Raw genomic sequence first — 25205 nt, 5'->3', positions numbered from 1 at the left:
GAACGGGCACCCACCACGCAGGTTGCGATGGTTCTCGGCACTGGTTCAAGAGCAGTGCTGATGAGTGGCGGTGGACCAGTCATCGCAAGATCTATTTGGCTCGGACCGGTGGGGGCGGTACCGCCGGTTCGAGAGTGTCCGTGACCGTGCATCAACTCCGGCCCCGTCGCTGGCGGGCCTCGACGCCGGCAAATACGTCGAGGCGCCGCGACCAGGCAGGAACGTCAGGGTCTCCCTGCTCAGCAGCGGATACGCTCCGACCCACTTCGGCCGCCCTGGACGACTCAGTCGGATTGCAGTTCCGATTGAGGGCGTCAACTTGCCGGTGGTACAAGCCTCGAAGCCGAGGTGTCTCCAGTCCCACCGGCAGCAGATTTCGGTGAACTGAGCGGACGGGCTCGCTTGCGGCCATGCATGCCCCGGCCGCGCTCTCGTGAAAGGGCATTTCGCGGGGAGACCTGCCAGCGCACCGGTGGCTGACAGCCCGTCCCGAAGGTTGGCGTATTCCACACTCGTGCTGCGATCCAAGTCCGTGAATTTCACCATGAGACGACCGCCGATCTTCCGAGCGGGCAATAGTAATTCCGGGACGGTTGCCAGGGCGGTCGAGGCGACCCTCTCTCATCGTTGCCTATTTTCACCATGCGATCAGTTGTCACGGCACTGATTCACGTGATCGAGTTCAACATGCCTCAGAACATGCAGCGGCCCCGGCGGAAAGCACAGATTCCGCCGGGGCCGGGATCCCCCAGGTCCTGGGGGAATGAACCGTGGGGGCTGGGTGAGTGCTGGAAGTCCGGACCTCCCATCGGCACTTCCTTCACCGGGGATATTTCTACCACTCCCTTTGGCTGAAGGATAGTGGATTTGGCGCAAATCATTAATCCTATGGATAGGGAGAGCTGAGGCGGGCCTGTCAGGAGCTGGCTTCCCTGGCAACGCGGAACGAGGATTCGGAGGGTAAGGCCGGGTCAGACGTCCGCCGAAGCGCATGGATGTGTGCTTAGCCTTGGTCTTGCATGAGGGTCCGTCAGCTTGCTGACGGACCTTTCTACTTGTTCGGGGTGGTTTTCTGGAGGGCGGACGTGCTTGTGGACCCACAGTCGCGTCGGGTGGGCGCCGGGTTTCACTGGCTCCGGTGGGGTGGTGCTGCTCGCAGGGACAGGAACGCGCTGGTCAGCCGGGGGTTCGGGAGGCGTGGAGCCGGTCCGGGGCGCCGGTGATCACATCCGTCCAAGGCCAGTGCTTCGCGAGGCGGAGGATGCGGCGTCGGCCGGTGGTGACCAGCTGGGCAGCGGGGAGAACAGCCGTAGCCGCATGCGGCGGGGCTCCCACAGGCGGGCGGCCCCGGTCAGGGCGAGCAGGGGCATCCAGGCCAGCAGGGTCAGGGCGATCTGGACGCTCTCCAGCCAGATCTGGTTCTGCGCGGCGTCGTGGAGGGGCAGGTTGCGCAGGTCGGTGGCGCGGGCGGCACGGATGCGGTCCTCGGCCCGGGCCCGCTGCCGGTGGCGCAGTTCGAGGGTGGCGATCGCCTCGCCCGCCGTGTTGGTGACGAAGGAGGTCAACCGCATGCCGTCGGCGTCGGCGAAGCGCAACTGGGCCCCAGAGTACGGGCGTTCCTTGCGGACGATCAGCCGCAGTCCTCTCGGCCAGCCTGTCAGACAGTCACCGGCGAGTTCGGCGGCCCAGGCCCCGTCGCGGATCTCGCCGTCCGGCGTCCACGCGGAAGCGGGTACCTTCAAAACGGCCTGGTGGATGGCGTCGGTGATGGTCATGCCGACCGAGTACGACAGCCACCTTCCGCGCTGGGCGAGCCAGGCGACAAACTCGTGGGTGCCGCCGCCGGAGTCGCAGCGGATCAGCGTCTGACGGCCGCGCTGCAACCGCCTCGGCAGCTGGGCCAGGGCTTGCTTGGTGGCCTCGATGTGGTCAGCGGCGGTGTTGGGACCCGCGTTGCCGGGCCGCAGCAGGCCCACGACTGACTCGCCGGACCCGCCCCGGCCGTGGTCGACGAACCCCATCAGCGGGTGGTGCCCGAACGTCTTCTTCCAGGTGGCAGCGGCGTCCTGCTTCTCGGAGTGCGCCAGGACGAGGACGCCGTCGATGCACAATCGCGTGCCCGTCCGCGTCCGGTGCCGCGTCACCGGCCAACCGCCCTACGTGTTCGCGCACTTCGGCACGGGCGGTGCGCAGCACGGCCAGGACCGCTGCTCGCCCGACGCCAGCTTGCTGACCAGCCGGGAGACCGTGGGGTCGGAGGCCACCGGCCCAAAGAGGGCGGCTCGGCCCGCAGCAGGCCCACATGGCCAGGCAGTCCGCGCCCAGGGCCACCGCGATCGCGACATCCAACAGGATCTTGCCCGGATCGTGCACCGGTCGCGGTTTGCGCCACGGTGCAAGCGCTGCCGATATCGCTGCATCCAGACCGGTCTTACGGACCGTCCTGGCTGTCCACTCCGGTGACCAGGACGGCGCCCGTGCGCGGGCATGACCGGCCTCCATTCGGTACCGAAGTCCACCAGTTCTCTAAAAATGTAGGTCGGATGACGGATATAAAGGTTCATGGCGCATCGTAGATTGGTGCCATCTTCACGCGGAATCTTCAGACAACGCGGCGCAGGGCGAAAGGGCCCCCGGTTCACACACGGTGAGCCCGTAACTTCCTGCTGCACGCCGTCGCGCGGAGAGCGATACGCCGGATCCGAGTCAAAGTACCCACGAGTGAAAGGGAAAACGCTGTGGTTTTCGCCCGCAAGCATCCGCTCCATCTCGCCCCGCGGCCCCGCCGGGCCATCGCACTGTTCGTGATGCCCGTTGCGGCACTCGCAGTCATCACGTTGCCATCAGCTGCCCACGCGGACGGTGTTGGTTACATAACGCCCAAGAGTGACACGTCGAAGTCGCTCAGCGGAGACATGACGCTCAAGCCGAAGCAGGACGGCAACCCAGACCAGCAGTTCGCGGTCAAGGAGACTTTCACCGACGCGGGCCGCGGATACGACATCTTCGCCCACAGGGGGACCGGACAGTGTCTTAGGCGGGGTAGCGGGCCCAGTGTTGAGCTGGGAAGGTGTGACCTTCCCAATTCGGGCTGGCACATGCGGGACACGTCAGATGGATACATGGAGCTGGTGAACGACTATGCACCCCATGGGGAGGAATGCTTGATTCCGAATGGAGACAAGCTTATTCTCAAGGCAGGGGCGTGCGGTACTGACGAGGCGAAATTCCTTAAATAGCGTCTGACGGGCCGCCGGTTGTGGTGGATTCTGGGGGCGTTGCCACACGTGATCGCTGATGTGTGGTGGTGAGTAGCTCAGGCAGACGCTCGGCTGGGTTTCCCAGCCGAGCGTTTTGCGTGGGCGGCTGTTGAGTTCGGCGGGGACGGTGCGGTGTACCCCGGGGCATCGTTCAGCCCAGCCCCTTGATCTGGTTGCCGTTCGCCAGCTGCCCCGTCAGCTCCGTCCGGTCGCCTGCCTTCGCCGGGGCCGCCAGCAGCCGCCCGGCTACCTGGCCGGGGACCCCGCCGGTCGCCGTGATCGAGGTGACCTGGCTGCTGCCGGCCGCGCACCACGTGCCGGCCGGGGACTTCCACAGGACCCCGGCCAACGCCCGTGGCGCTCGCGGTCCGCAGGCCGTAACTCCCTCGGCACGCGCCGTGACCGAGCCCGTCGCATAGGGCGCACCGTTCGGCGCCGGGGTCTGGAGCTGGGCAATCGTCCGGCTGCCTGACCCCGCGCCAGGTCTCGGCGCGGGTGCATAGCCAGGCCGCGAGGCCGACGCCGGTGGGCAGCGGCTGCCGGGCGAACTCTCAGGCGTTGACCGTGCGGACGCCCTGGCCGCGCACCGCGGCCAGCTGGCAGGCCGTACGGGCCCAGGCCGCCTTTGCTTGCCTGCCGGTCACCTCGCCCGGCCTGCGCGGTTGCCGTACGTCAGACGGGCTGGGTCAGCTCACTGAGATCGGTCAGCAGCCGGCTGCAGGCCTGGAGCGCTGCCAGGTCGTGCACTTCTCCGCGGGCCGCGCAGTGGGCACCGGATCGGTCACCCGCCCGCGCCGATCGCCAGCGGCTGGTCCGCTGCGTCCGGTTTGACCAGATCGAGCACCCGCGCCGACTTCAGCCAAGGGGCGTTCAGATAGCGCACATTGCGCTGCGTGCGGCTCACGACCACCGCACTCGCCGAACCCGCCGCCGCGCCGTCCGTACGCGCGAAGTCCGGTGCGGCGCCTGTGCCCTCGCTCTGCCCCTCGCCGTCGGCAGCTTCTGCAGAGCGCACCACCCGCAGCCCGTCGTGGAAGAGCACCACCACGGCGTGGTCGACCACCCCCGCGAACAGCAGCTGGACAGGACCGGCCGCCGGGTCGGCCGGGGTGCCGGGGTCGCCGAGACCGGCACCCTCGGCCCCGGCCTGGCCTACACGGCCAGCGCCCGCCGCAGCAGCACCCTGTCGTGGATCCGGTCGCCGCGGGCGGGCCAGGTGGCGAAGTCCTGCCGGGCGGCCTGCTTCCAGGCGGTCGCGGAGGTCACCGTCAGCTTTCCGGGGTCCAGGGCCGCCTCGGCGGCGCCGTTGCGCGCATACGGCGGGGCGGCGGCACCGTCCGGGCCCCAGCCGTCGCCCGGCATCCCCAGCAGCGCCCCGCACACCAGCACGGCCGCACCCGCCGCCAGCACCGCCCGGCCGTGCTGCCGCCGCCGGATCAGATCCGTCGGCCGGGCCTGAAGTACACAGGGGTCCAACTCCGACGACTCCAGCACCGACCGGTCCTGGCTGCCGGCCGGCGTCGCGGCCCGCTCCGCTTCGTCCGGCGCCTCCCGGGCGTGCGCCACCCCGCCCGCCTCCAGCACCCGGCGCGTCTCTGGCGCGCTCAGGCGCTCCAGATCGCGCGGCACGAACAGCGCGACCGACCCCACCTCCACGGCGAGCAGAAGCCCTAGCCTTGATCTTGCATGAGGGCCGGTCGCAAGCTGACGGGTCCTCATGCACGATCAAGGCCAACCGGACGTGTCGTCCCAAGGCAGTGCGCGGCTGTCAGTGCCCACTTCGGACCGATCAGGGCTCTTAACACGGGCCGACTGCTCCGATGCAGACGGTAGAACTCGACCCTTGTGGCCGTTGGCGTCGGCGACCTGCTTCGACACCGCGGTGCGCGACGTCCTGGTGGGCCTGCGCTGTCGCGGTGGTCGCCGTACGAGCGATCACCGAGCGCAGAACCCTTCTCTGGGTTAGGCGAAGCGGGCGAAAGCCCGGCCTGGATATCTCAAGAGGGCTGACGCGTGGCGGCCGGGCCCGGTGTCCGCGGAGACGGGGTGGTCAGATCCCGGTGACTTCCTGGATCCAGTCCCGGTTCATGGCACCGGTGCTGTCAGTGCTCCAGACAGTGGGACCACCTGCGAACCAGGTGCTGCGGTCGCCTTCTGTGTAGATGGTTCCACCGCTGACGAGGCCGATGAGCGTCAGAGCGCCATTGCCGTGTGAGCGGAAGACAGGCCCGCCTGAGTCGCCTACGAATGCGGCTCCGCCGTCGTCAGACGTCGATCCGACCATGCCGTAGCTGCCGTCGGGGCCGTACGAGGTGATTTTCTCTTCGGCGACTTCCAACCCCGCGCTGCCGTAGCCCATGGCATACACGGTGTCGCCGGGTCTGGCGGGCTGGTCGGTGCTGGCGGCCAGGGGAATGTATCCGTCGCCGATGGTGCCCCAGATCCTTGCCCCGTCCAGAGGCGAGGCGAGGTGGAGAAGTGCCATGTCGCCGACCGGAGCGCTGTACTGCTGGTCGACTCGGACGCTTTTCCCGTCACCCCGGTCGATGCTGTACCCCGGCGTTTCCTCTAGACAGCGTTTGACTGTCAGCACCCAGTTCGCGCTGATCAGTGCTCCCGAGAACATGTAGCCGACATCTGCTCCGATGTAGACAACGGTGCTCGCCACCGTCTGCGCGCCGACGCCGCCTTGGAGCGCGTGCGCCGTACTGGTGGAGGCCGCCAGGGCAGGGGCGGTTTCGGCCGATGCCAGCGCAGACCTTCGCGCTGCTCGTCTCGTCCTTCGTACTCCGGGAATCATGGGCTGTTCTCTCCCCTGGTCTTTCCGTTCGGTGGGTCGAGCGGAAAGGGCGGATTGCTAGAAGCTACATCCCGAGCAAAACCAGCACATCCTCATATGTGTGGAGCATGTCAGCAAATACTGACTCTGGATCATTTTGTGATCGACCGCGTGGGGTCACCACGTCTGCGGAAAGTCAGGAATGACATGGGCCACGGGAAAGGGGGCCCCGGCCAGCACTGGGTTCTGGCGGCAGTGATGGACTGACTTTATGTAGTGAGTCCGTCGGGATGATTGCCTGAGCATACGGCCACGTGCAGGCCTGATGGCATCCGTCATCTGACGGAACTTTTCTCGGGGTGCGCTGCGGGTGGAGGTGTGAGGGGATTCTGCGCAGGTGGCTGGACTGGGATTCTGCCGACCGTCGAATCCGCGGACGGCCGCTGTTCGCCGAGACTCGGCGGTGAACCTGGAGTGCAGGTAGCCATACTGGTGACAAGCTCGTGCATGGCTGGCGTCGGTGTGTCGGGGCTGTGGTTCGCTGATCATGGTCTGCGTGCTGGGGAACCGGGTCCGTGCCGCGATCATCAGAAGCCGCCGGATCACGAGCCCGTCGCCGGGTGTAAGAGCTGAAGTCGCCACCGCAGTGGGTTCGTTGGGGCAATGAGCCGCACCCGGGCGGCGCCCGCCGCGCGGCCGCGCCAGTGGGTCGTGGGCGCCGGGGCTAAACACGGGCTTGGCTTCGTCGACCGCTACCTGACGCCCCTCGCCATCTCCACCTCGCGGCGTCACGCACGACGGGCTGCTGGGTTCGGCGTCGGCTGCTCCACGACCACACACGCGATCGGCGAAGTGCGGCCTTGCTGGACCAGCCGGGCTGCGCCGTCGCGCTCAGAGAACGCCTGTACACCCTCGGTAAGGTCATCGAGTACCTGGGCGCCGGCGAGCAGACTCAGGCGCCGGGATCCGGGGGCAGGGCGCAGAACGGCAGCTGTCTGCCGGCCGCCGCCGGCCCCTGGCCCCCGGGGCCGTCCACCAGGCCACCGGCGATGGCGATCGTCCCTCTCGTGCTACTGATCGCCGTCTACGCCGGGCTGGCCCGGGTGGGCATGGGCGCGGCACCCTGCGGAGGGCATGTAGCTTTTCGGGGCAGACTCGCAGCGCCCCTGAAGCACGTCCCACCTGGGTAAACTGTTGCTGCCCCGACAAGCCGCGAACAGTAGTAGGAGACCGGATGCCGCAGCACGACACGTCCGCGCCCGGGGCGCCGCGGGACAGGAACGGACGGGACCTGCCTCCCGCCCGTCAGGCCCTGTCGGACAGCGTCTACGAGAACATCAAGGCCATGGTCATGGACCATGAGATCACCCCCGGCGCACGCGTCAGCATCGAGGCCCTGGCCCGCTCCCTCAACGTCTCGCCGACCCCCATCCGAGAGGCGCTGGCCAGACTGGAGTCCGACGGCCTGGTGGTGAAGAGGACGCTCTCGGGGTACCGCACCACTGAGCTGCTGACCCGCCAGGGGCTCGAGGAACTCTTCGAAATGCGGCAGCTGCTGGAACCGAGGGCAGCTGCTCTCGCTGCGGTCAACGCCAGTGAGGATCAGCTCGATGGCATCGAGCGGATCGTCGAAGAGATGCAGTCCCACCCGGGGCCTGCTGGGCGCTACGCGGCCTACCGCGACTTTGCCGCCCTCGATCAGCGCTTCCATGATGCGATCGCACGGGCATCCCAGCGGCCACTGCTCGCGGACGCGGTGGAGCGGCTCCACTCCCATCTGCACATCTTCAGGCTCAGCAGCGTCCTCGGCGCCGATGACCCGACCCTCGCGGAGCACGAGCGCGTGGTTCGCGCAATATTGCGCCGCAATCCCGACCGCGCGGCCGAGGCGATGGCGGAGCACCTCAGCCACAGCCTCCAGCGCCAGCTCAGCCGGGATGAGGAGCCCTGACCGTGCAGCTCTTCGCGCCCGCTCGGTCAGGGCGGGGCCGTGCCGGCCTGTGGACGGTCAGCCGTCACCGCAGTGGTTGGTCCGCCGGCATTCGGTAGACCCGGGCCGCGGTGCCGGACCATACGGCCGACTGCTCGGTTTCGCCGAGTGCAGAGGTGAGAGCCTGGGTGTACGCGACGACGTCGGTGTAGGTTGCGGCGAGGGTGCATACGGGCCAGTCGGAGCCGAACATCAGGCGGTGGGGGCCGAATGCCTCCAGTGCCGTGTCTGTGTAGGGGCGCAGGTCGTCGAGGGTCCATGATGCCCAGTCGGCTTCGGTGGCCATTCCGGAGAGTTTGCATACGGTGTTGGGCAGGGCGGCGAGGTGCTGGAGTTCGGTGGTCCAGGGCTGGATCGTGTGCGATGCGATGGGTGGTTTGCCCAAGTGGTCGAGGATGAAGGTGAGTTGCGGCACGGTGGCGGCTGCTTGGGTGGCGGCGGGCAGTTGGTGGGGGAGCGCCAGAACGTCGTAGGTGAGGCCTGCGGCCGCCACGGCGCGCAATCCGCGCAGCACGTCCGGCCGGGTGAGCCATCGCGGGTCGGGTTCGCTTTGTACCTGGTGGCGGATGCCGCGCAGGAACTCTCCTCCGGGAAGGGCGCGTAGGCGGGCGAGTTCGTCGCTGATGGCGGGTGAGGTGAGGTCGGTCCATCCGACGACCGCACCGATGAGGTCGGTGCCGGCGGCCAGGGACAAGAGCTCCGGGGTCTCTTCGGGCACGGCCATGGTCTGGACGAGGACGCTTGCGGTGATGCCGGCCGGCCGGGCTTGGATCTCGTAGTCCTTGAGGGTGAACGAGCGTTGCAGTGGGGTGAGTTGGGGGCCGGTGATCCATTCCTGGGCGCGTACGTCCAGGTCCCAGAGGTGGTGGTGTGCGTCGATGATGTGCATGTGTGGCCTCACTGGGTGGTGGGGGCCGCGGTCGCCGTGTCCTGGCCCTCGGGTTCGACGATGATGATGTCCAGGGTGCGGGGTCCGTGGACTCCTTCCACACGCTGCAGTTCGATGTCGCTGGTGGCGGATGGTCCGGAGACGAGGGTCAGTGGGCGGCGCGGGTCGGTCCGGCGCAGGGCCTGGGGCACGTCCCCGGCGATCTGGTCGGCCCGTACGAGGCAGAGGTGGTAGTCGGGCAGCAGGGTGAGTGCCCGGCGGCCCTGCCCGGGGCCTGCGTCCAGGATGAGGGTTCCGGTGACGGCGATGGCCAGTGCGCACGTGGTCACCACCCCGCTTGCCGTGTCGAGTTCGTGGAATCCCAGCGGTGGGTCGTCGCAGAGCCGCTGCCATGTGCCTGGCGAAGGCAGCCATTGTTCGGGGAAGCCGTCCGGAACGACGACGCGTGTGAGCGCGTGCCGCTCGAATGCCGCCGTGACCGCGGCGCGTGCGTCGTGGGTCCGGGTCACCGTGGCGTGGTAGTCCGCGGCGCGTTGTATGAAGAGCCCGGTGACGTCGGGGCCCGCGTGGCTGTCGTGGTAGGCACGGGGCACGGCCTCGGTGTCTGGCGCCTCGGTGTCCGGTACGTCGCTTAGGGCCTCCCGGATGCGTCCCAGTACTGTTTCCCTGCTGCTCATCGCTCCTCCTGCTGCCGGTGCGTGCGGCGCCACCAGGCGCGGAATGTTTCGCGGGCAGGGACTGGGGCGTCGCGCGTGCGTGACCAGTGGGCGAGTGGGCCGGGCAGGTTCCCAAGGACGCCCCGCCGGGACAGCAGCCGGCCGCCGAGCGCACCGGCCCACTGTGCTGCGGTCAGGGTGCGTGGGCTGGCGAGGGTGGCCGCGGCGGCTTTCATGAGCAGTGCCTCGGCAGTGGGCACCGGGCCCCGTTTGCCCTCGACGGCTCGTGCTCGCAGATGTACCAGCACCTCGGGAATGTCGATCTTGACCGGGCAGGCGTCATAACAGGCGCCGCAGAGGGTGGAGGCGAAGGGCAGCGATGGCGCGTGCTCGATCCCGGCGAGCTGTGGGGTGAGCACCGCGCCGATCGGGCCGGGGTAGACCGAGGCGTAGCTGTGGCCGCCGGTGCGCTCGTAGACCGGGCAGACGTTCAGGCAGGCGGAGCAGCGGATGCAAGCGAGTGCCTGGCGTCCGACTGTGTCGCGCAGAGTAGCGGTCCGGCCGTTGTCGAGCAGCACGAGGTGGAAGTCCTGTGGCCCGTCGCCGGCGGTGGTCCCCGTCCACAAGGAGGTGTAGGGATTCATCCGTTCGCCGGTGGACGAACGCGGCAGAAGCTGGAGGAAGATCTCCAGGTCGGCGAAGGAAGGGAGCACCTTCTCGATGCCCATGACGGTGATCAGTGTCTCGGGGAGCGTGAGGCACATACGGCCGTTGCCTTCGGACTCGACCACGGCGACCGTGCCCGTGTCGGCGGCGGCGAAGTTCGCGCCGCTGACGGCGACCTTGACCCGCAGGAACTTCTCGCGGAGGTGGAGGCGCGCGGCCTCGGCGAGGGCGGCCGGGTCATCGGTCAGTCCTTCGGGCGCGGGCCTGCCCCAGGCGGCCATGGAGTCACGGAACAGGTCCCTGATTTCGGAACGGTTCTTGTGGATTGCCGGGACGAGGATGTGGGAGGGACGGTCGTCGCCGAGCTGCACGATCAGTTCGGCCAGGTCGGTCTCGTAGGCTCGGATACCGGCTGTGGCCAGGGCCTGGTTGAGGCCGGTCTCCTGGGTCGCCATGGACTTGACCTTGACCACTTCGCGCTCGCCGGTGGCCGCCACCAGCGAGGTCACGATCCGGTTCGCCTCGGCGGCGTCGGCTGCCCAGTGGACAGTGCCGCCCGCAGTGGTGACGGCGGCCTCCAGACGGATCAGGTGGGCATCCAGGTGGCGCAGCGCGGAACGTTTGACGGCGGCCGCGCAGGTGCGCAGTTCCTCCCAGTCGGACAGCTCCGCGGTGAGCGCCTCGCGTTTGGCGCGGATGGTACGGGTGGCGCCTCGTAGGTTGGCGCGCAGGCGGCCGTCGGCGACAGCGGTGCGGGCCGCCTCGGGGAAGGAGGGGGTACCGAGCCAGACGAGGCCGTCCTCGGTGGCGCTCATCGTGCGTCTGCTGTGGTCGCGGCGAGGATTTCGGCGAGGTGCATGCTGCCGATGCCCGTACGCAGCCGGTTCAGGCTGCCGGAGATGTGCATCAGACAGGAGTTGTCCCCGGCCGTCAGCACCTCGGCGCCGGTGGACTGCACGCAGTGCACCTTGTCGGCGAGCATGGCCGTCGAAACATCGGGGTTCTTCAGGGCGAAGGTCCCCCCGAAGCCGCAGCAGCCGTCGGCCTCGGGCAGCTCAACGAGGTCGATTCCCTCCACAGCACGCAGCAGCCGCAGTGGTTTGTCGCCCACCCGCAGCATGCGCAGGGAGTGACAGGTGGGGTGGTACGTCACGCGGTGCGGGAAGTACGCGCCGACATCGGTGACGCCGAGCACGTCGACCAGCAGCTCGCACAGTTCGTGCACCCGCGGCGCCACCATCTCCACCGCGGCCTGCAGCTTCGCGTCGCCGTACTGCCCGGCGATCGTGCGGTGGTGCTCGCGGATCATGCCAGCGCAGGAACCGGAGGGGGTGACCACGTGCTCGTAGCCGGCGAAGACCTCGGCGAAACGGCGCACCATCGACAGGGCCTCGGGCCGGTACCCGGTGTTGAAGTGCATCTGGCCACAGCAGGCCTGGTCCCCGGGGAACTCCACCGTGTGCCCCAGCCGTTCGAGGAGGCGGACCACCGCCCTGCCGGTCTGTGGGTACAGCGTGTCGGCCAAGCAGGTGATGAACAGTGCGATGCGCATGACTACCTCCCTTTCGGTACGGGCACGTGCCGCGGCAGCAGGCCTTCCCACCGCAGCGCCTCCCACATCACGTCGGGGATCGCGCGATCCATCTGTGCACCAGCGTCGCGGACTTGAGCCGCCGAGCGCGCGCCGGTCAGGACACAGGCGACAGCCGGGTGCCCGAAGGGGAAGCGCAGCGCGGCGCCGCGCAGGGGCACCCCGTGCCCCTCGGTGACCATCCGCATGCGCAGCGCACGGCTCACCAGGGATTTCGGAGCGGCGAGGTAGTCGAATGTGGCGTCGTTCTTGGGGTCGGCCAGCAGGCCGGAGTTGAACACGCCTCCCACGATCACACTCTTGCCGCGCGCCGCGGCGGCCGGCAGCAGCGCTGTCAGCGCCGTCTGCTCCAGCAGGGTGTAGCGGCCGGCGCACAGCACGGCGTCGACATCTGTGTCCTCAAGGAAGCGGGTCAGCATGCGGCTGTGGTTCATGCCCGCGCCGATCGCGCCGACCACGCCCTGGGAGCGCAGTTCCTCCAGCGCGGGATACGCCTCCCTGAACGCCTGCTCCTCGTGGTCGTCGGGGTCATGCAGCAGCACGAGGTCGACGCGGTCGAGGCCAAGGCGGGTCAGGCTCTCCTCCAGCGAGCGGCACACACCGTCGGCACTGAAGTCCCACCGCCTGCGGTGGGTCGCAGGCACGGCGAATCCGTGGGCGAGATCATCCCCGTAATCCCCCTCGTGCCCGCCGCCTTCCGTGGGTACGAGCAACCGCCCGACCTTGGTCGAGACCGTGTACGACTGACGGGGCTTGGTGCGCAGCACGGCGCCGAGTCTGCGCTCCGACAGCCCCAGACCGTAGTGCGGGGCGGTGTCGAAGTACCGGATGCCCGCGCCCCAGGCCGCCTCCACCGCAGCGGCGGCCTCGTCCTCCCCGACAGGGGAGAACAGGCCGGCGATGGCAGCGGCACCGAACCCCAGAGTCGTGACGGCGACGTCACTGCGCCCCAGCGTGCGGCGCGGAAGCACCGTTTCGTGATCAGTGCTGCGCACAGCCCTCACCTCCCGCCGGCCGCAGACGCAGCCCCTGCATCCCGCCGTCCACCGCAAGGGCAGCGCCGGTGACCGACGCAGCCGCCGGCGAGGCCAAATAGACGATGGCAGCGGCCACTTCGCCGGCCGAAACCAGACGACCCAAGGGCTGGCGGGCATTGAGCGCGGCGCGCTCCGCCGCCGGATCCGCGGCCTGGTCCAACAGGCGCCCCACCCACGGCGTGTCCGCCGTTCCCGGGTTCACGCAGTTGACCCGGATACCCTCGCGTACATGGTCCGCAGCCATGGCCAGCGTCAGCGACTGCACCGCGCCCTTGCTCGCGCTGTACAGCGCCCGCTGAGGCAGACCCGCCGTGGCGGCGATCGAGCACACATTGACGACGGCAGCGTGCAAGGAGGCCCTGAGGTACGGCAGCGCCGCCCGGGTCGTACGCACCACACCCATGACGTTCACATCCAAGACATGCTGCCACTGGTCATCGCCACCGTCCTCAACGCTGCCCACGGCCCCGATACCCGCGTTGTTGACCACAATGTCCAGGCCCGAAAGATCCAAGACCGCCGCATCCACCGCGATCCGCACCATGTCGTCATCCGACACATCCGCGTAGTAGCCACGCAACGGCTCCACCACCCCCGACAAGTCGAGGTCAAGGACAGCCACCTCCGCACCACGGGCAGCCAGCAGCCTCGCCGTGGCCAGCCCTATCCCCGAAGCCCCACCGGTGACCAGAGCCTTGAGCCCGGACAGTTCCCCCCTCGGCGCGCATGCGCCGACCCCAGCGTCACAGTCGTCGTACCCGTTCATGTCCGCCGTCTCCTTCATGCCGGTTCGAAGGTCTGCCGTTGTGTGCCGAGACCGTCGATGACGAGTTCGGTGACGTCACCGGCCCGCAGGTAGGGCGAATCCGGCAGGCCCAGAGCGACTCCCGCAGGGGTGCCGGTGTTGATGACGTCGCCGGGCTCCAGCACCATGTACTGGCTCAGATACCAGACGAGGTACGCGACATCGAAGATCATGTCCCTGGTCGTGCCGTCCTGCCGCCGCACACCATTGACCGACAGCCGCAGACCCAGCGCCTGCGGATCGGGCACCTCATCCGCGGTCACCAGCCAGGGCCCCAGCGGATTGAACGTCTCACACGACTTGCCCAGATCCCACTGCGCCGAGAGCTCCAGCTGAAAGGCACGCTCCGACACATCGTTGCTGATCGCATATCCGCCGATCACCTCCGCCGCGTCCGAGGGGTCGGCGAGATAACGTGCACGCCGGCCCACCACCACCGCCAGTTCCACCTCCCAGTCGGTCTTGGCCGAGCCCCGCGGAATCAAAACAGTGTCGTACGGACCAACCACAGTGGACGGGTCCTTCATGAACACCACCGGCCGCGGCGGCACCTCAACCCCGGTTTCCGCCGCGTGATCCCGATAGTTGAGGCCCACACACACCACCTTGCCCGGACGCGCCACCGGCGCGCCGATGCGCATCCCCTCCCCGTCCAACAGCGGCAATTCACCACAACCGAGGGCAGCTCGTACCCGCTCCACACCACCACTCGCCAGGAAGGGCCCGTCGATGTCACGGGTCAGCCTGGACAGGTCGTAGGTGCGTCCGCCACTGTCGAGGACTGCGGGGCGCTCGTTGCCGAAGCCGCCAAGGCGCAGCAATTTCACGTGATTCCCTTTCACTTCTCGCTGTTGCACTGATCATTCGTGTAGGGGTGGGCCCAGGTTCAATGCCGCTACCTGTAGCCGCGAGTCGCAGGAGGGACAGCGGCCTACTCCATGAGGAACACCTGCTCCATCGCGGCCCACCACTCACCCGCCGCCGCCTCCGGCACCGGTTGCTGGCAAGGGCCGGTCAGATTCCACCAGGCCTGCGTCGCCTCGTCCGAAGCCATAAGGGCCATATCCGCAGCCAGATCATCGCCGTGATACTCGAAATAACTGAACAACCGGTCGCCGAGCAGATGGATCGAATAGTTCGCGATATGGCAGTCACGCAACCGGTCCACCACCGCCTGCGGCACCTCACGGTGCAACGCACGGTACTCATCAAGCATCCCCGGACGAACCCCGATGACCTGCGCCACCCGAATCATGCCTCCACCACCCCCGCCCCCACCACCGACACCGCCCGATTATGAATAATCCGAATGACCCTCCCACTCATCCTCACGTAGTCACGATCGTTGACGACCTCACCACGGATCGCGATCCTCATCGTCGGCTCCTCTGGGTGGCGGCGCGTTGCGCCCACGGTGGGTGTCATGCGGACGGCAGGACGGTCTCGACTGCAGCCGGGGCGCCGGTTGCGGCCCACTGGTCCTCGTACCCCATGCCCGGGCCGGTGGGCGCGTGGACCAGGCCTTTCTCATCCACCTCGGGCGTCCGGCGGACAGGGTTGGAGTCGACGAGGTACTCGTAGTAGGTGGTGTTCGGGATCGCCATGCACAGGTGGGTATTGGGCAGCCCGCCTCCGTGGACCTCGGCCCGCAGGTGGAAGGAGTCCGCAAGGTGGGCAATGCGCAGGGACCCTGTGATGCCGCCCCGGAAGTACGTGCCGGTGCGTACTGCGGAGGCAGAGCCGGAGGCGATGAAGTCGGCGGTGTTCATATGGACTCCGTCGCTCGTCTCACCGACGAGCAGCGGGACGCCGACGCGTTCGGCGAGTCTGCGGTAGGCCGTGACACTGAACTCCCGCATCGGTTCCTCGTACCACAAGTAGTCGTATTCCGTGAGGACTTGACCGAGCCGGATGGCGTCGAGCAGGTCGAAACCGGCAGAGCCGTCGTACATCAGCGCCACATCGGGGCCGACGTGCTCACGCAGCGCCCGGCACAGCTCGACGTCGCGGTTCACATCGCCCCAGGCATGCAGTTTGATCGCGTGGAACCCCAGCTCCAGACACTGGTCGGCGACATCGAGGTACTCAGCGATGCTGGAGAACGTGACGGTGGAGGCGTAGGCGGGAATGGCATCCCGGAACCCGCCGATCAGCTGATGGACCGGCAGTCCCGCGGCCTTCCCGGCGATGTCCCACAAGGCAACGTCGACCACGCCCTGGACGTAGATGGGGAATTCCTCAATGCGGTCGAGCTCCCACATCCGGTGCCACAGCCACTCGCGGCCCAGCGGATCCGCACCGACGAATTCGCTGCGGAGGCGCCGGTTGACGATGTCCTTGAGGATGGGGCCGCGTCGGCAGTACGCATAGCCGCTCAGCCCCTGATCAGTTGTCACGATGAGCCAGCCAGCTGTATGGGGGCCGTCGGAGCCGGGCAGGCCATTGCGCCAACGGAAGGCCGGCGAGTTGCCGGGCTCCTCGACAAGGACGACCTCGACAGACGTGATACGCACAGATTCCTCCGGAAAAGAGTGGGGGATGTGACCGGCCGGAGCGGCCGACGGTGCTGCTCGCGCAGTCCGGGGTCAGCTCTTGACGGAGCCGGCCAGGATGCCGCGGACCAGGTAGCGCTGGCAGAGAAGGAAGATGACCGCGATCGGCAGGACCACGATCACACCGGCGAGGGCGACTTCGGGCCGAGTGATGGGCAGTTGGCTCCCCCCGATGGCGGGGTTCAGTGCGGGGGTACCGGAGATGACCGCGCCCAGTCCGACAGGCAGGTTGAACTTCTCCTGCTCGCTGAGCATCACGTAGGGAAGGAAGTAGTTGTTCCAGTTCGCCACGAAACCGAAGAAGGCGATCAGCCCGACCAAGGGTTTGGCGAGCGGCAGCGCGATGCTCCAGAACAGCCTGATCTCCGTGGCGCCGTCGAGGCGGGCGGACTCCATCAGCTCCCTCGGCAGGCTGGTGGAGAAGTAGATGAAGGCGAGGTAGACGCCGAAGGGGTAGAAGGCCCCGGGGAGGATCACCGACAGGGCCGTGTTGGTGAGGTGTACCGCATTGATCTCCAGGAACATCGGCAGGACAAGCGCGGTGGGCGGGATGATCATGGCGATCAGGGTCAACACGAGGATCAGGCGCCGCCCCAGGACTCGAGTGGTGGCCAGCGCATATCCGGCCAGCACGGATGTGGCGAGAGTGATCACAAGGGATCCCGCCGAGTAGAGCACCGAGTTCACCAGCCACTGGTAGATCACGCCGGAGTCATAGGCGATCAGATGGTGCCAGGCAGTGGCGACCTGGCCGAGTGAGCCGAAGCTGAGCGGGTGGTCTCCGACCAGTTGGGCATCGGTTTTGGTGGGGGCGAGCAGCAGCCACAGCAGGGGGATGAGGCAGTAGACGGCGAAGCCCAGCAGGATGACGCAGCGCAGTGTGCGTCCCGTAGTCCAGCGCTCGGAGCGGCTGCGCCGACGGCGGCCTTCGGCATGTTCGGCGGAGGCGGTGGTCATCGGTCCATTTCCGTACTGAAGAAGTCGGTGCGAAAGATCAGGAGGAGCGCGGCCAGGGTGGATATGGCGAGAAGGATCACGGAAACGGTCGCGGCACCTCCGAAGTCGCCCGACTGGAAAGCCAGCGTGTAGCCGAACTGGTTGAGCGACCACCACGGGCTGCCTGCGCTGCGCGTGATCTGGTAGATGAGCTGTGGCTCGACGAAGATCTGCACGCCTGCGGCAAAGGACAGGATCACCATGTAGAGGACATACTTTGTGACCATTGGCAGCTTGATGAGCAGAGCCCGGCGCACGGGACCGCAGCCGTCCAGCGCCGCAGCCTCCAGTACCTCGTCGGGAATGTTCTGCAGCGCGCCGTACATGATGACGATCCACTGGCCCACCCCGGTGGTGAATGCCATGATCGCGAAGATGAGCGTGAGATTGCCGCTCTGGAAGACCTCGGCGTCACCGGTCAGCCCCATCGCCTTCAGCATCGGGGCGAAGGGGCTGAGGCTGGGTTGGAGCATGCAGTACCACAGCAGGACGCTGGCCGAGCCCGTCACTGCACCGGGCAGGAAGTAGACCAGGCGCATAGCCCCGGTGACGCGGCTGACACGATCGTGCAGGAGCAGCGCGAAGAACAGGACGCCGATCACCATGGGCGGCAGCCACAGCAGAAGGAAAATGCCGACGTGCGTGAGCGCGGGCAGGAACCGGAAGTCGGCGAAGACGTTCTGATAGTTGCCCGTGCCCAAACCGCTGCCTGCGCTGGCTGCATTGTCGACGACAAACGAGTCGTAGATCGCGTAGCCCGTGGGGAGGAGTCCGAAGACCAGCAGGAGCACGAGGTACGGGGCCAGGAACCACCATCCGTGGGCGTCGGACCGGCGCCGTCGCGGCGCCATCGCGGCCAGCCTGTTTGCCACGGTCTCTCCTTTCATTCGGTGCGCAGGCCCGGGCGCCCGTGCGTCCGGGCCGACAACTGCTTGCGGTGCACGACCGCCGGGCGACCATGGGTCAGTTGACGGTGTAGCCCGTTGACTGCGCGAGCTGACTGAGCTGGGTCTGCAGCTCCGCCATTCCGTCGGCGAGCTTTCCGCCGGCGCGGACCTTGGCCACGAGGGTCGACGTGATGGCGGCATCGACCTCGTACACGGTGGGCTTTTCCGCGGGATTGATCAGGTCGGCCTGCTTCTGCAGCACGGGGAAGGGGTTGGTTGCATAGAAGGTGTCACTCGCGTGCTTGGCGCCCCAGGCCTTCGCTGCGGGGCCGTAGGCCGGGTAGGTAGGCGCATTTGCCTGGTACTCGTTGGCGGTGGCCATCCACTGGGCGACGGCAGCGGCACCCTTCTTGTTGGCCGAGCGCTTGGAGACCACGTAGATGCCGCCGCCGGTGGCACCCGAGTAGTTCTTCGACTCCCCCTGCCACTTCGGGTAGGGGGCCGCCGCGATCTTGCCGTTGGGGGTTGCGAAGGATGCCTTGGGCTTGAAGAGGAAGTCTCCGTACCAGGAGGCGCCCGGCATCATGAGGATCTTCCCCTTCTTGCTGAGCTTGATCATCTCAGGGTCGAAGGGCCCGTTGCGGGAGACGGCGCCCGACTTGATCAGCGGGTCCAGCAGTTCGGTGACCCGAGTGCACTTGGGGTCCTTGGTATTGATGTGCACAGCGCTCGGACCGGTGACGGTCTGCAGCGGGCAGCCGCTGGAATACAAGAAGTCGTAGTACACGAATTGGCCCCCGGCCGAGCCGATGATGGTGCCGGGGTGGTCCTTGGCGACGCGCCGTCCCAGGGCTGCATACTCCTGCCAGGTAGTGGGGATCTCATAGCCCCACCGGTCCATGAGCGGCTTGTTGTACCAGAGAACGGACTGCGCCAGGTCGTTCTTGAGACAGACCAGCTTGCCGTCGATCTTGCAGGTGTCGTTGGCGCTCCCGAAGCCCCGCTGCACGCTCGCGGGGACCAGGTGGTCCAGAGGCTCGGCGAAGTCGAAGAGCTTGCTGCTGAGCGATGCGGCATGGGTGGGCAGTGGACTGAAGACGACGTCCGGGTGGCCCTTGCCCGTGCGGTTGAACAGCTGGATCTTGGTCAGGAGCGCGCTGGTGTCGTACGTCTCGATCTTCATCTTGACGTTCGGGTGGGCCTTCTTGAACTGCTCGAAGCCGGCCTGGCGGGTGGCGTCGGTCCACACCAGTAGGGGGCGGTTCGGGTCGCCCTCTCCGGACGAGGCGCACGCCGAGAGGACCATTGCAGCGGAAGCGAGAAAAGCGGGAGCTAGGACGCGCCAGCGTCGTGACGCAATACCGGGGATCACGGACACTCCTTCAGTCACAGTCGGTCTATGCGAGCACCGTGCTGAAAACATCATGTACGATTCCGCTTAGATTGCAGACGAGTGCAGCCACTGTCAAGGGATCTGTGAACGAATGTTTGACGGCGCAGTTGCAGCAGAAGCGGGAGGGAGAGGGCAGTGACGGACGAGACAAACCCAGTGGCCACGCATCAGGCCAAAGGCGTCGGCCGGGCCGAGAAGATTTGGCAGCCGCCGGCACGCAACGTACTGGCCGACGACATTTATGAGGTGATCAAGGAAGGTTTGCTCGCCAACCGCTTCGCTCCCGGCGAGCGACTCAACCTTGACCAGATCGCTCGCGAGCTCAAGGTCTCCAATACGCCGGTCCGCCAGGCCCTCGCGCGTCTCACGTCGGAGGGGCTGGTGACCAACGAGCCGTACCGCGGCTTCAGGGCATCCATGCTCCTCGACTTCCGCGGCATTGAGGAGCTCTATGAATACCGGCTGTTTGTCGAACCGCCCACCGCAGCCAACGCCGCCCGGCGGAACGACCAGGAAGGCGTCGCCGATCTGGCTTCGACCTGCGATCCGTCGGCCGCCCCCGCAGACCAGTCAGGGGATGACGCGCGCGACACCAAGGCCCAGCGGGACATCAACTTCCACCTCGGGCTGGCAAGGATCTCCGGCAACCGCGTCGTGATCGACCATCTGGAACGCACATACACCCGCATGCGGCTCTACAACTTGTACGGCCGTCCCGATGCCGCCGCCCAGACGGGAGAGGAACACCAGCTCATTGTGGACGCGATACGCCGGGGCGATCCGGACGCCGCAGCCACAGCCATGCGGGACCACCTCACGAGCGCGTTGGCTCGGCTGCGTCAGGCATTGGTCGAGTAGAGCCGGGGAACCGTCTGCGGACCCGTGATTGCCGGGGTTGACGGAGCTGTCCTGCGTCACAGATCACGACCGCGGTCTGAGGATCGTCCAGCGTGAAGAGGGCAGCCCTGCCCGCAGCGGCTGAGCACACGCAGGATGCTTCGTCGGCGACGACGAAGCATCCTGCGTGTGCTCAGCCGCTGCGGCGGCTCAGTGGCCGAACACCCTCACCTCCCCCAGGACTAGCGGCTTTCCGTCTGTCTTGACCACTGCGACGTATCTCCAGGACCCTGCGGGCAGCACGCAGCTATAGGAGCACTGATATGGCAGCGGTGTCCCGCCGACGGTGCATGCAATGGTCTTGCCTAGCGACATGTCCTGGCTGGCCGACACCCAGACTCGGAAGTTCTGGCGCTCGGTCGGGTAGTCGTAGGCGTCCTGGCGGAAGAGGATCTGCACGCTCGACAGGGTGTGTGCGGCCCCGAGGTCGGTCTCCCAATAGGCATTGGCGTCAGAGGAGCTCGAGGCCCATAGGGTGCCGGCATTCTCATCATTCGCGTTGGCGCCCGGAAAGCTGGTCGAGTATGTGGTGGAGACGAATGCCGTCTTGTTGTACGCAAGATTCGTCTGTGCCTGACCGTTCAGGAGCCCGACGTACGCGGGCTCGAGTCCGGCGTTGGAGATGATGTTCAGTGCCGCTGTCGGCCAGGTCGTCAGGCCGACGGTGTTGTTGCCCGGCGGGGTGCTCTGGTTGTCCGGCACGGTCGAGTTGTGGGAGCGCCCTGCGTCAGAGCCGGCGTAATTGTTCTGCACGTCGTTGTCATGCGCGGCTGGAGCTCCGTTCTGGACAAAAGCCCAGTGCGGTGTGTAGCCGCCGACGACGTTGTTCTTCACGTCCCAGTAGCTGGATCCGTTGTCCAGGTACAGCGAAGCGAAGTCTTGGGAGTCCTGCTCGACGTAGTTGCCCCAGGCGCGCGGGAGGTACTGATCAGCTGGCCAGGAGGGGCGACGGGGTTTCACATTCGTTCGTCCGGTCGTTGCCTGGTCGGCGCGGCGGGGAACTCACGAGGCGATGAAAACAGGCATCAATCGATTGACCAATGTGGGTTCGACCCCATGCGCAGCAATCCGGCAGTGGTCGAGCATAGAAGACATGTACGAGCCGTTGACCTGGGGGCGAGATCAGGCACATACTGCGAAACAATCGATTGACCTATTGGTGTGATGACGAAGGGCGGGCTTGCTGCCCGTAGGAGGACCATGTCCGCGACGCAACAACCCCTACGACTGCTGGGGCGCGCATTCGACGGCTTTGACCGCGCGCTTGGTCGCCAGCTTTCCCAAGTGGCCGCCGGGCTGGCCGAGCACCGGCTGCCCGACATCCTGGATCTCCAAGAGCAGGTCGTGGTCGGCGACGCCGCGACGAGCGGGGAGGCCGATCTGCTGTTGGTGGTCACCGACTGGCTTCCTGCCCTGATCGCGGACGGCAAGGTGCTGCCGTTGGACCAGTTCTTCGCGCAGGCGCCGCCGGCCGGCTGGCCGGACGTCTGGCATCCGGCGCTGCGCGAGCTGCAGCGCGGACCGGACGGGTGGACCTACGGCGTGCCCTACCACGTCGGGCCGATGATGCTGCTGTACCGGGCGGACCTGTACGACGACCCGGCGGAGCGGGCGGGCTTCGCTCAGCGGTTCGGCTATCCGCTGGCGGCGCCCGACACGTGGGAGCAGTACCTGGATCAGGCACGCTGGTTTACCCGGCCGGAGCATGGGCTCTACGGCACGATCGCCGCGGGCTATCCAGATGAGCACAACACTGTGTACGACTTCCTCACCCAACTGTGGAGCCGCGGCGCCGAACTCACCGACAATCATGGCCGGTTGTCCCTGGACAGCCCCCAGGCCCTGGAGTCCGCTGGGTTCTTGTACGACCTGTGGCACACGCACCAGGTTGTCGACCCGGCCGCCGCGGAGTGGGACAGCGTATCCAGCGGGGTCCATTTCGCCGCCGGGCAGGCCGCGATGATGGTCAACTGGAGTGGCTTCGCGGCACTGTCAGCCGACCCGGCAAGCCCCACCCACGGCCGAGTCCGCTGCGCCCCCGTCCCGCGCGCGGACGTTCCCGGCGGCAGCCGGGTCGCCCTCAACAGCTACTGGGTACTGGCCGTCGCCGCGGGCTCCCGCCGCCCAGAGGCCGCGTACAACCTTCTTCGTGCCCTCACCTCCCCCGAGATGGACCGGATCACCGCGGAGGAGGGCGCCACCGCAACCCGCCGCGACTCCTGGGCGGACCCCGCGGTGGCCCGACTGGCGCCGTACTACGCGCAGTTCGAGGAAGCGCACGAACACACCCGCCCTCTTCCACGCGATCCGCGCTGGCCGCGCATCTCGCAGATCCTCAACGCCATGGTCGGATCTCTCGTCACGCGCAGCTCCCAGCCCGGGGACGCGGTCGCCGCCGCGGACCATCGACTGCGCGCGTTGGAATGAGCGGCGTGGAGTTCGCGGTGGCGCTCCCGGCGGTATGAGGACGGCGAGCGCGCCGCGCTCCTCACCTCAGCGCGCTACCGGGGCCGCGCATAACGGCGCTGGCCCACCACCCACGGGAGGGCAGCCCACCGGAAGACTGAGGGCTGTGCGGCGAGGGGGCGGCGGCGAGCCGCCCCCTGGTCAGTCGTCTGTGCGCGGCGGGGCGGTCGATGCGCGGACCACGATCTCGACGGGGTCGGTGACGACTTGCGCGATCGGGTCTGCCGGACCGCAGGTAGCCATCAGGCGGACCGCACGGGCGCCCAGTTCGCCCAGGGGCATGCGGACCGTGGTCAGGGCCGGCACGAGGTGGTCGGCGAGGTTCATGTCGTGCATGGCGATCACCGACATGTCGTCCGGCACGGCCACGTGGGCGAGGTGCAGTGCGTGCAGCACGCCCACAGCGGAGGCGACGTTGGAGACGTACACCGCGGTAGGACGCTGGGGTGCGGTGAGGAGCTCGTTCATCGCCGCACGTCCCCCGGCGGGAGTGTAGTCCGCGTGGATGATCAGCCAGGGGTCCACCGTGAGGCCGGCCCGGCTCATGGCCTCGGTGTATCCCATCCGGCGGCGGTGCGCGGTATCGGCGGCCTCCGGTCCGGCGATGTGCGCGATGCGCCGATGGCCCAATGCCACCAGGTGTTCAACGGCCAGTCGGCTGCCGTGCGCGTCATCCAGCACGACATACCGGTCCGTACCCCCCAGGCGACGGTTCACCTGCAGCCAAGGGACCCCCAGCGCCCGCAGCTGCTCCATGTCGCGGCCGGACTCCTCACCCGCCAACAGCAGTCCGTCGACGCGCCCTTGCCCGAACAGTTCCACGTAGTGCTCGACGCTCTGGCGCACGCCCTCCGAACTGGCGGTCATCAGCCCGTACCCCAGGTTACCGGCTTCGGTCTCGGCGCCCTTGATGATCTCGGCGTAGACAGGGTTGGCGAAGTCGGGGATAAGCAACCCGATCATGTACGACCGGGCTGTACGCAGGCTGCGCGCCGCTGCGTTGCGCCGGTAACCGAGCTTCTCGATCGTTTCCAGCACCCGCTTGCGGGTGTCGGGCCTGATGCTCAGCCGCGGGTCGTCGTTGATCACCCGGGAAACCACGGACCGGTCCACTCCGGCGAGCAGGGCGACGTCATTCAGCGTGACCTTGCCCCTGCCCGGTGTGCCGCGCTTTGCCCCCTCCGGGACGGCTCGTTTACCGGTCTGCGCTGGTTTCGATGTCATCGCGATCATCTTCCCATAGGCATGCTGCGGCCGGAGTCCATTGAGGAGTACAGCCGGTCGACCAGGCGAATCGTGCCCAGATTGTCCCGGGCCGAGGGATACGGTTCGCCGTCCTCGGCGATCGCGCGGAGTAGCGAGGCCATGGGGCCGAGGAAGGCATCGGGAATCCACCGGTGGGTCACCGGGTAGGCCAGCCATCCGTCCGTCGGCAAGGCCCGGCTGTTGACCTCGACAGTGTCGGGCCGGCCGTTGGGGTAGTCGTAGAGCAGGCCAAGTGTGCCCCGGATGCTGCCGTGGGAGCCGTCGATGCGGAAGAGCGCCTGTGGGTCGCCGGCGCGGTTCTCGTGCGTTGCGTGGACCAGGGCGCGGGCGTGGCCCGGGAAGACCAGGGTGCTGATGGTGCGGGTCTCGCCGGTGGCGACCTGGCCGGGAGTGCGACCGCCGGCGCAGAAGACGGTCTCGGGGTCGCCGAGCACCGAGCGTACGGCGTCGAGGTAGTGGATCGAGTGGTACATGATCTCCAGGCGCTCGCTGCGGACGAGCCAGGGCCACGGGGTCCAGTCGGTGGCGATGTCCACGGTAAAGGTCATGGCTGTGGGTTCGCCGATCCACCCTGCATGCACCATGGCGCGGGCGGCGGCGATGCCCTCGTCGTAGCGCAGTTGCTGGTTCACCGCGATTTTCAGGCCGATCCGGTCCGCGACCGCGACCAGCTTCTCGCCGGTCGCCTCTTCCAGCACGAAAGGCTTCTGGCACAGCAGGTGTTTGCCTGCCTCCAGGGCGCGCAGCGCGATCTCCGACTGGGCCTGGGGCGCTACGGCGATGTCCACCACGCGTACGTCGGGGTCGGCCAGCAGTTCGTCCAGCGACTCGTAGACGGTCGGCACCCCGTGCCGTTCCGCCACCTCGCGTGCGCGGTCGGTGTTGAGATCGAGAAGTCCGCGGACCTCCAGACCGGCCGAGCGGTATGCGGGCAGATGGGCAACGTCGACGATGGCGCCGGCGCCGACGATGGCGATGGGGAGCCGGTGCTCTGGCGCGACGGAGATGTCACATGCAGCGGCGATGGGGGCCAGTACGTCGAGCATGAGGGGCGGGGTCCTTCCTGGTCGGGCGA

At 67.5% G+C, this 25205-nt stretch carries 23 protein-coding genes and 1 pseudogene; 4 read left to right on the top strand and 20 right to left on the bottom strand.

The genetic code is table 11. The features are described from left to right. Positions 1–1176: 1176 nt before the first annotated feature. Positions 1177–2502, bottom strand: a pseudogene (locus BKA18_RS34205) (IS1380 family transposase). A gap of 236 nt (positions 2503–2738) precedes the next feature. Between BKA18_RS34205 and BKA18_RS34200 the strand changes: the two are divergent. Next, on the top strand, positions 2739–3239 hold the full coding sequence (locus BKA18_RS34200) for an RICIN domain-containing protein (protein WP_366048591.1): 501 nt from the start codon (positions 2739–2741) through the stop codon (positions 3237–3239). Positions 3240–3411: 172 nt separating this feature from the next. On the opposite strand, the gene BKA18_RS34195 is transcribed toward BKA18_RS34200, so the two are convergent. From BKA18_RS34195 to BKA18_RS34180, 4 genes are all read right to left on the bottom strand, one after another. Next, entirely contained in the window at positions 3412–3609 is a 198-nt protein-coding gene (locus BKA18_RS34195) for a hypothetical protein (protein WP_366048590.1), read from the bottom strand. 432 nt (positions 3610–4041) lie between these two features. Then, positions 4042–4323, bottom strand: coding sequence for a hypothetical protein (locus tag BKA18_RS34190; protein ID WP_366048589.1), 282 nt, complete (start codon positions 4321–4323; stop codon positions 4042–4044). 89 nt (positions 4324–4412) lie between these two features. Then, positions 4413–4916 carry a hypothetical protein gene (locus BKA18_RS34185; RefSeq protein ID WP_366048588.1) on the bottom strand — a complete coding sequence of 168 codons (504 nt, stop codon included), beginning with the start codon at positions 4914–4916 and terminating at the stop codon, positions 4413–4415. Positions 4917–5310: 394 nt separating this feature from the next. Next, positions 5311–6060, bottom strand: coding sequence for a trypsin-like serine protease (locus BKA18_RS34180; protein WP_366048587.1), 750 nt, complete (start codon positions 6058–6060; stop codon positions 5311–5313). Positions 6061–7273: 1213 nt separating this feature from the next. On the opposite strand from BKA18_RS34180, the gene BKA18_RS34175 reads away from it, so the two are divergent. Next, on the top strand, positions 7274–7990 hold the full coding sequence (locus tag BKA18_RS34175) for a GntR family transcriptional regulator (protein WP_366048586.1): 717 nt from the start codon (positions 7274–7276) through the stop codon (positions 7988–7990). Positions 7991–8054: 64 nt separating this feature from the next. Here BKA18_RS34175 and BKA18_RS34170 read toward each other — a convergent pair whose 3' ends face one another. From BKA18_RS34170 to BKA18_RS34115, 12 genes are all read right to left on the bottom strand, one after another. Next, complete coding sequence (locus BKA18_RS34170; RefSeq protein WP_366048585.1) at positions 8055–8918, bottom strand: amidohydrolase family protein; 864 nt, start codon at positions 8916–8918, stop codon at positions 8055–8057. Positions 8919–8926: 8 nt separating this feature from the next. Next, positions 8927–9595, bottom strand: coding sequence for a LutC/YkgG family protein (locus BKA18_RS34165; RefSeq protein ID WP_366048584.1), 669 nt, complete (start codon positions 9593–9595; stop codon positions 8927–8929). After that, positions 9592–11055 carry a lactate utilization protein B gene (locus BKA18_RS34160; RefSeq protein WP_366048582.1) on the bottom strand — a complete coding sequence of 488 codons (1464 nt, stop codon included), beginning with the start codon at positions 11053–11055 and terminating at the stop codon, positions 9592–9594. The genes BKA18_RS34165 and BKA18_RS34160 overlap by 4 nt, the downstream gene beginning before the upstream one ends. Continuing rightward, entirely contained in the window at positions 11052–11792 is a 741-nt protein-coding gene (locus BKA18_RS34155; protein ID WP_366048581.1) for a (Fe-S)-binding protein, read from the bottom strand. The genes BKA18_RS34160 and BKA18_RS34155 overlap by 4 nt, the downstream gene beginning before the upstream one ends. A 2-nt stretch (positions 11793–11794) precedes the next feature. Further along, the gene (locus BKA18_RS34150) at positions 11795–12826 is read right to left on the bottom strand and encodes an aldo/keto reductase (protein WP_366048580.1); all 1032 of its coding nucleotides are present in this window, start codon (positions 12824–12826) and stop codon (positions 11795–11797) included. Next, entirely contained in the window at positions 12813–13634 is an 822-nt protein-coding gene (locus BKA18_RS34145; RefSeq protein ID WP_366048579.1) for an SDR family NAD(P)-dependent oxidoreductase, read from the bottom strand. Before BKA18_RS34145 ends, BKA18_RS34150 begins: the two co-directional genes overlap by 14 nt. Positions 13635–13648: 14 nt before the next feature. Beyond that, positions 13649–14500 (bottom strand): fumarylacetoacetate hydrolase family protein, encoded by an 852-nt coding sequence (locus BKA18_RS34140; protein WP_366048578.1) that lies wholly within the window; start codon positions 14498–14500, stop codon positions 13649–13651. Between the two features lie 104 nt (positions 14501–14604). Continuing rightward, entirely contained in the window at positions 14605–14928 is a 324-nt protein-coding gene (locus BKA18_RS34135; protein WP_366048577.1) for an L-rhamnose mutarotase, read from the bottom strand. A 166-nt stretch (positions 14929–15094) separates the two neighbouring features. Next, a complete protein-coding gene (locus tag BKA18_RS34130) occupies positions 15095–16186 on the bottom strand; it encodes an enolase C-terminal domain-like protein (RefSeq protein WP_366048576.1) in 1092 nt (363 codons plus the stop codon). 72 nt (positions 16187–16258) lie between these two features. Further along, complete coding sequence (locus BKA18_RS34125) at positions 16259–17182, bottom strand: carbohydrate ABC transporter permease (RefSeq protein ID WP_366048575.1); 924 nt, start codon at positions 17180–17182, stop codon at positions 16259–16261. Beyond that, positions 17179–18093: a carbohydrate ABC transporter permease gene (locus BKA18_RS34120; protein WP_366048574.1), complete on the bottom strand. Its 915-nt coding sequence runs from the start codon at positions 18091–18093 to the stop codon at positions 17179–17181. The genes BKA18_RS34125 and BKA18_RS34120 overlap by 4 nt, the downstream gene beginning before the upstream one ends. Before the next feature lie 91 nt (positions 18094–18184). Beyond that, positions 18185–19480, bottom strand: coding sequence for an ABC transporter substrate-binding protein (locus BKA18_RS34115; protein ID WP_366048573.1), 1296 nt, complete (start codon positions 19478–19480; stop codon positions 18185–18187). Positions 19481–19636: 156 nt separating this feature from the next. Between BKA18_RS34115 and BKA18_RS34110 the strand changes: the two genes are divergently transcribed. Next, entirely contained in the window at positions 19637–20359 is a 723-nt protein-coding gene (locus BKA18_RS34110) for a GntR family transcriptional regulator (RefSeq protein ID WP_366048571.1), read from the top strand. Between the two features lie 189 nt (positions 20360–20548). Here the strand turns inward: BKA18_RS34110 and BKA18_RS34105 are convergent, their stop codons facing one another. Then, the gene (locus BKA18_RS34105; RefSeq protein WP_429638733.1) at positions 20549–21358 is read right to left on the bottom strand and encodes a discoidin domain-containing protein; all 810 of its coding nucleotides are present in this window, start codon (positions 21356–21358) and stop codon (positions 20549–20551) included. Positions 21359–21598: 240 nt separating this feature from the next. On the opposite strand from BKA18_RS34105, the gene BKA18_RS34100 reads away from it, so the two are divergent. Next, positions 21599–22825, top strand: a complete 1227-nt coding sequence (locus tag BKA18_RS34100) for an extracellular solute-binding protein (RefSeq protein ID WP_366048816.1) — start codon at positions 21599–21601, stop codon at positions 22823–22825. Between the two features lie 180 nt (positions 22826–23005). Here BKA18_RS34100 and BKA18_RS34095 read toward each other — a convergent pair whose 3' ends face one another. Further along, on the bottom strand, positions 23006–24097 hold the full coding sequence (locus BKA18_RS34095) for a LacI family DNA-binding transcriptional regulator (RefSeq protein WP_366048815.1): 1092 nt from the start codon (positions 24095–24097) through the stop codon (positions 23006–23008). Then, positions 24094–25176: a Gfo/Idh/MocA family protein gene (locus BKA18_RS34090; protein WP_366048814.1), complete on the bottom strand. Its 1083-nt coding sequence runs from the start codon at positions 25174–25176 to the stop codon at positions 24094–24096. The genes BKA18_RS34095 and BKA18_RS34090 overlap by 4 nt, the downstream gene beginning before the upstream one ends. Between the last annotated feature and the right edge of the window lie 29 nt (positions 25177–25205).

The organism is Streptomyces auratus, assembly GCF_050433025.1.
In the GTDB taxonomy this organism is placed as follows: Bacteria; Actinomycetota; Actinomycetes; order Streptomycetales; family Streptomycetaceae; genus Streptomyces; species Streptomyces sioyaensis.
This window is presented reverse-complemented; position numbering and strand designations above follow the sequence as displayed.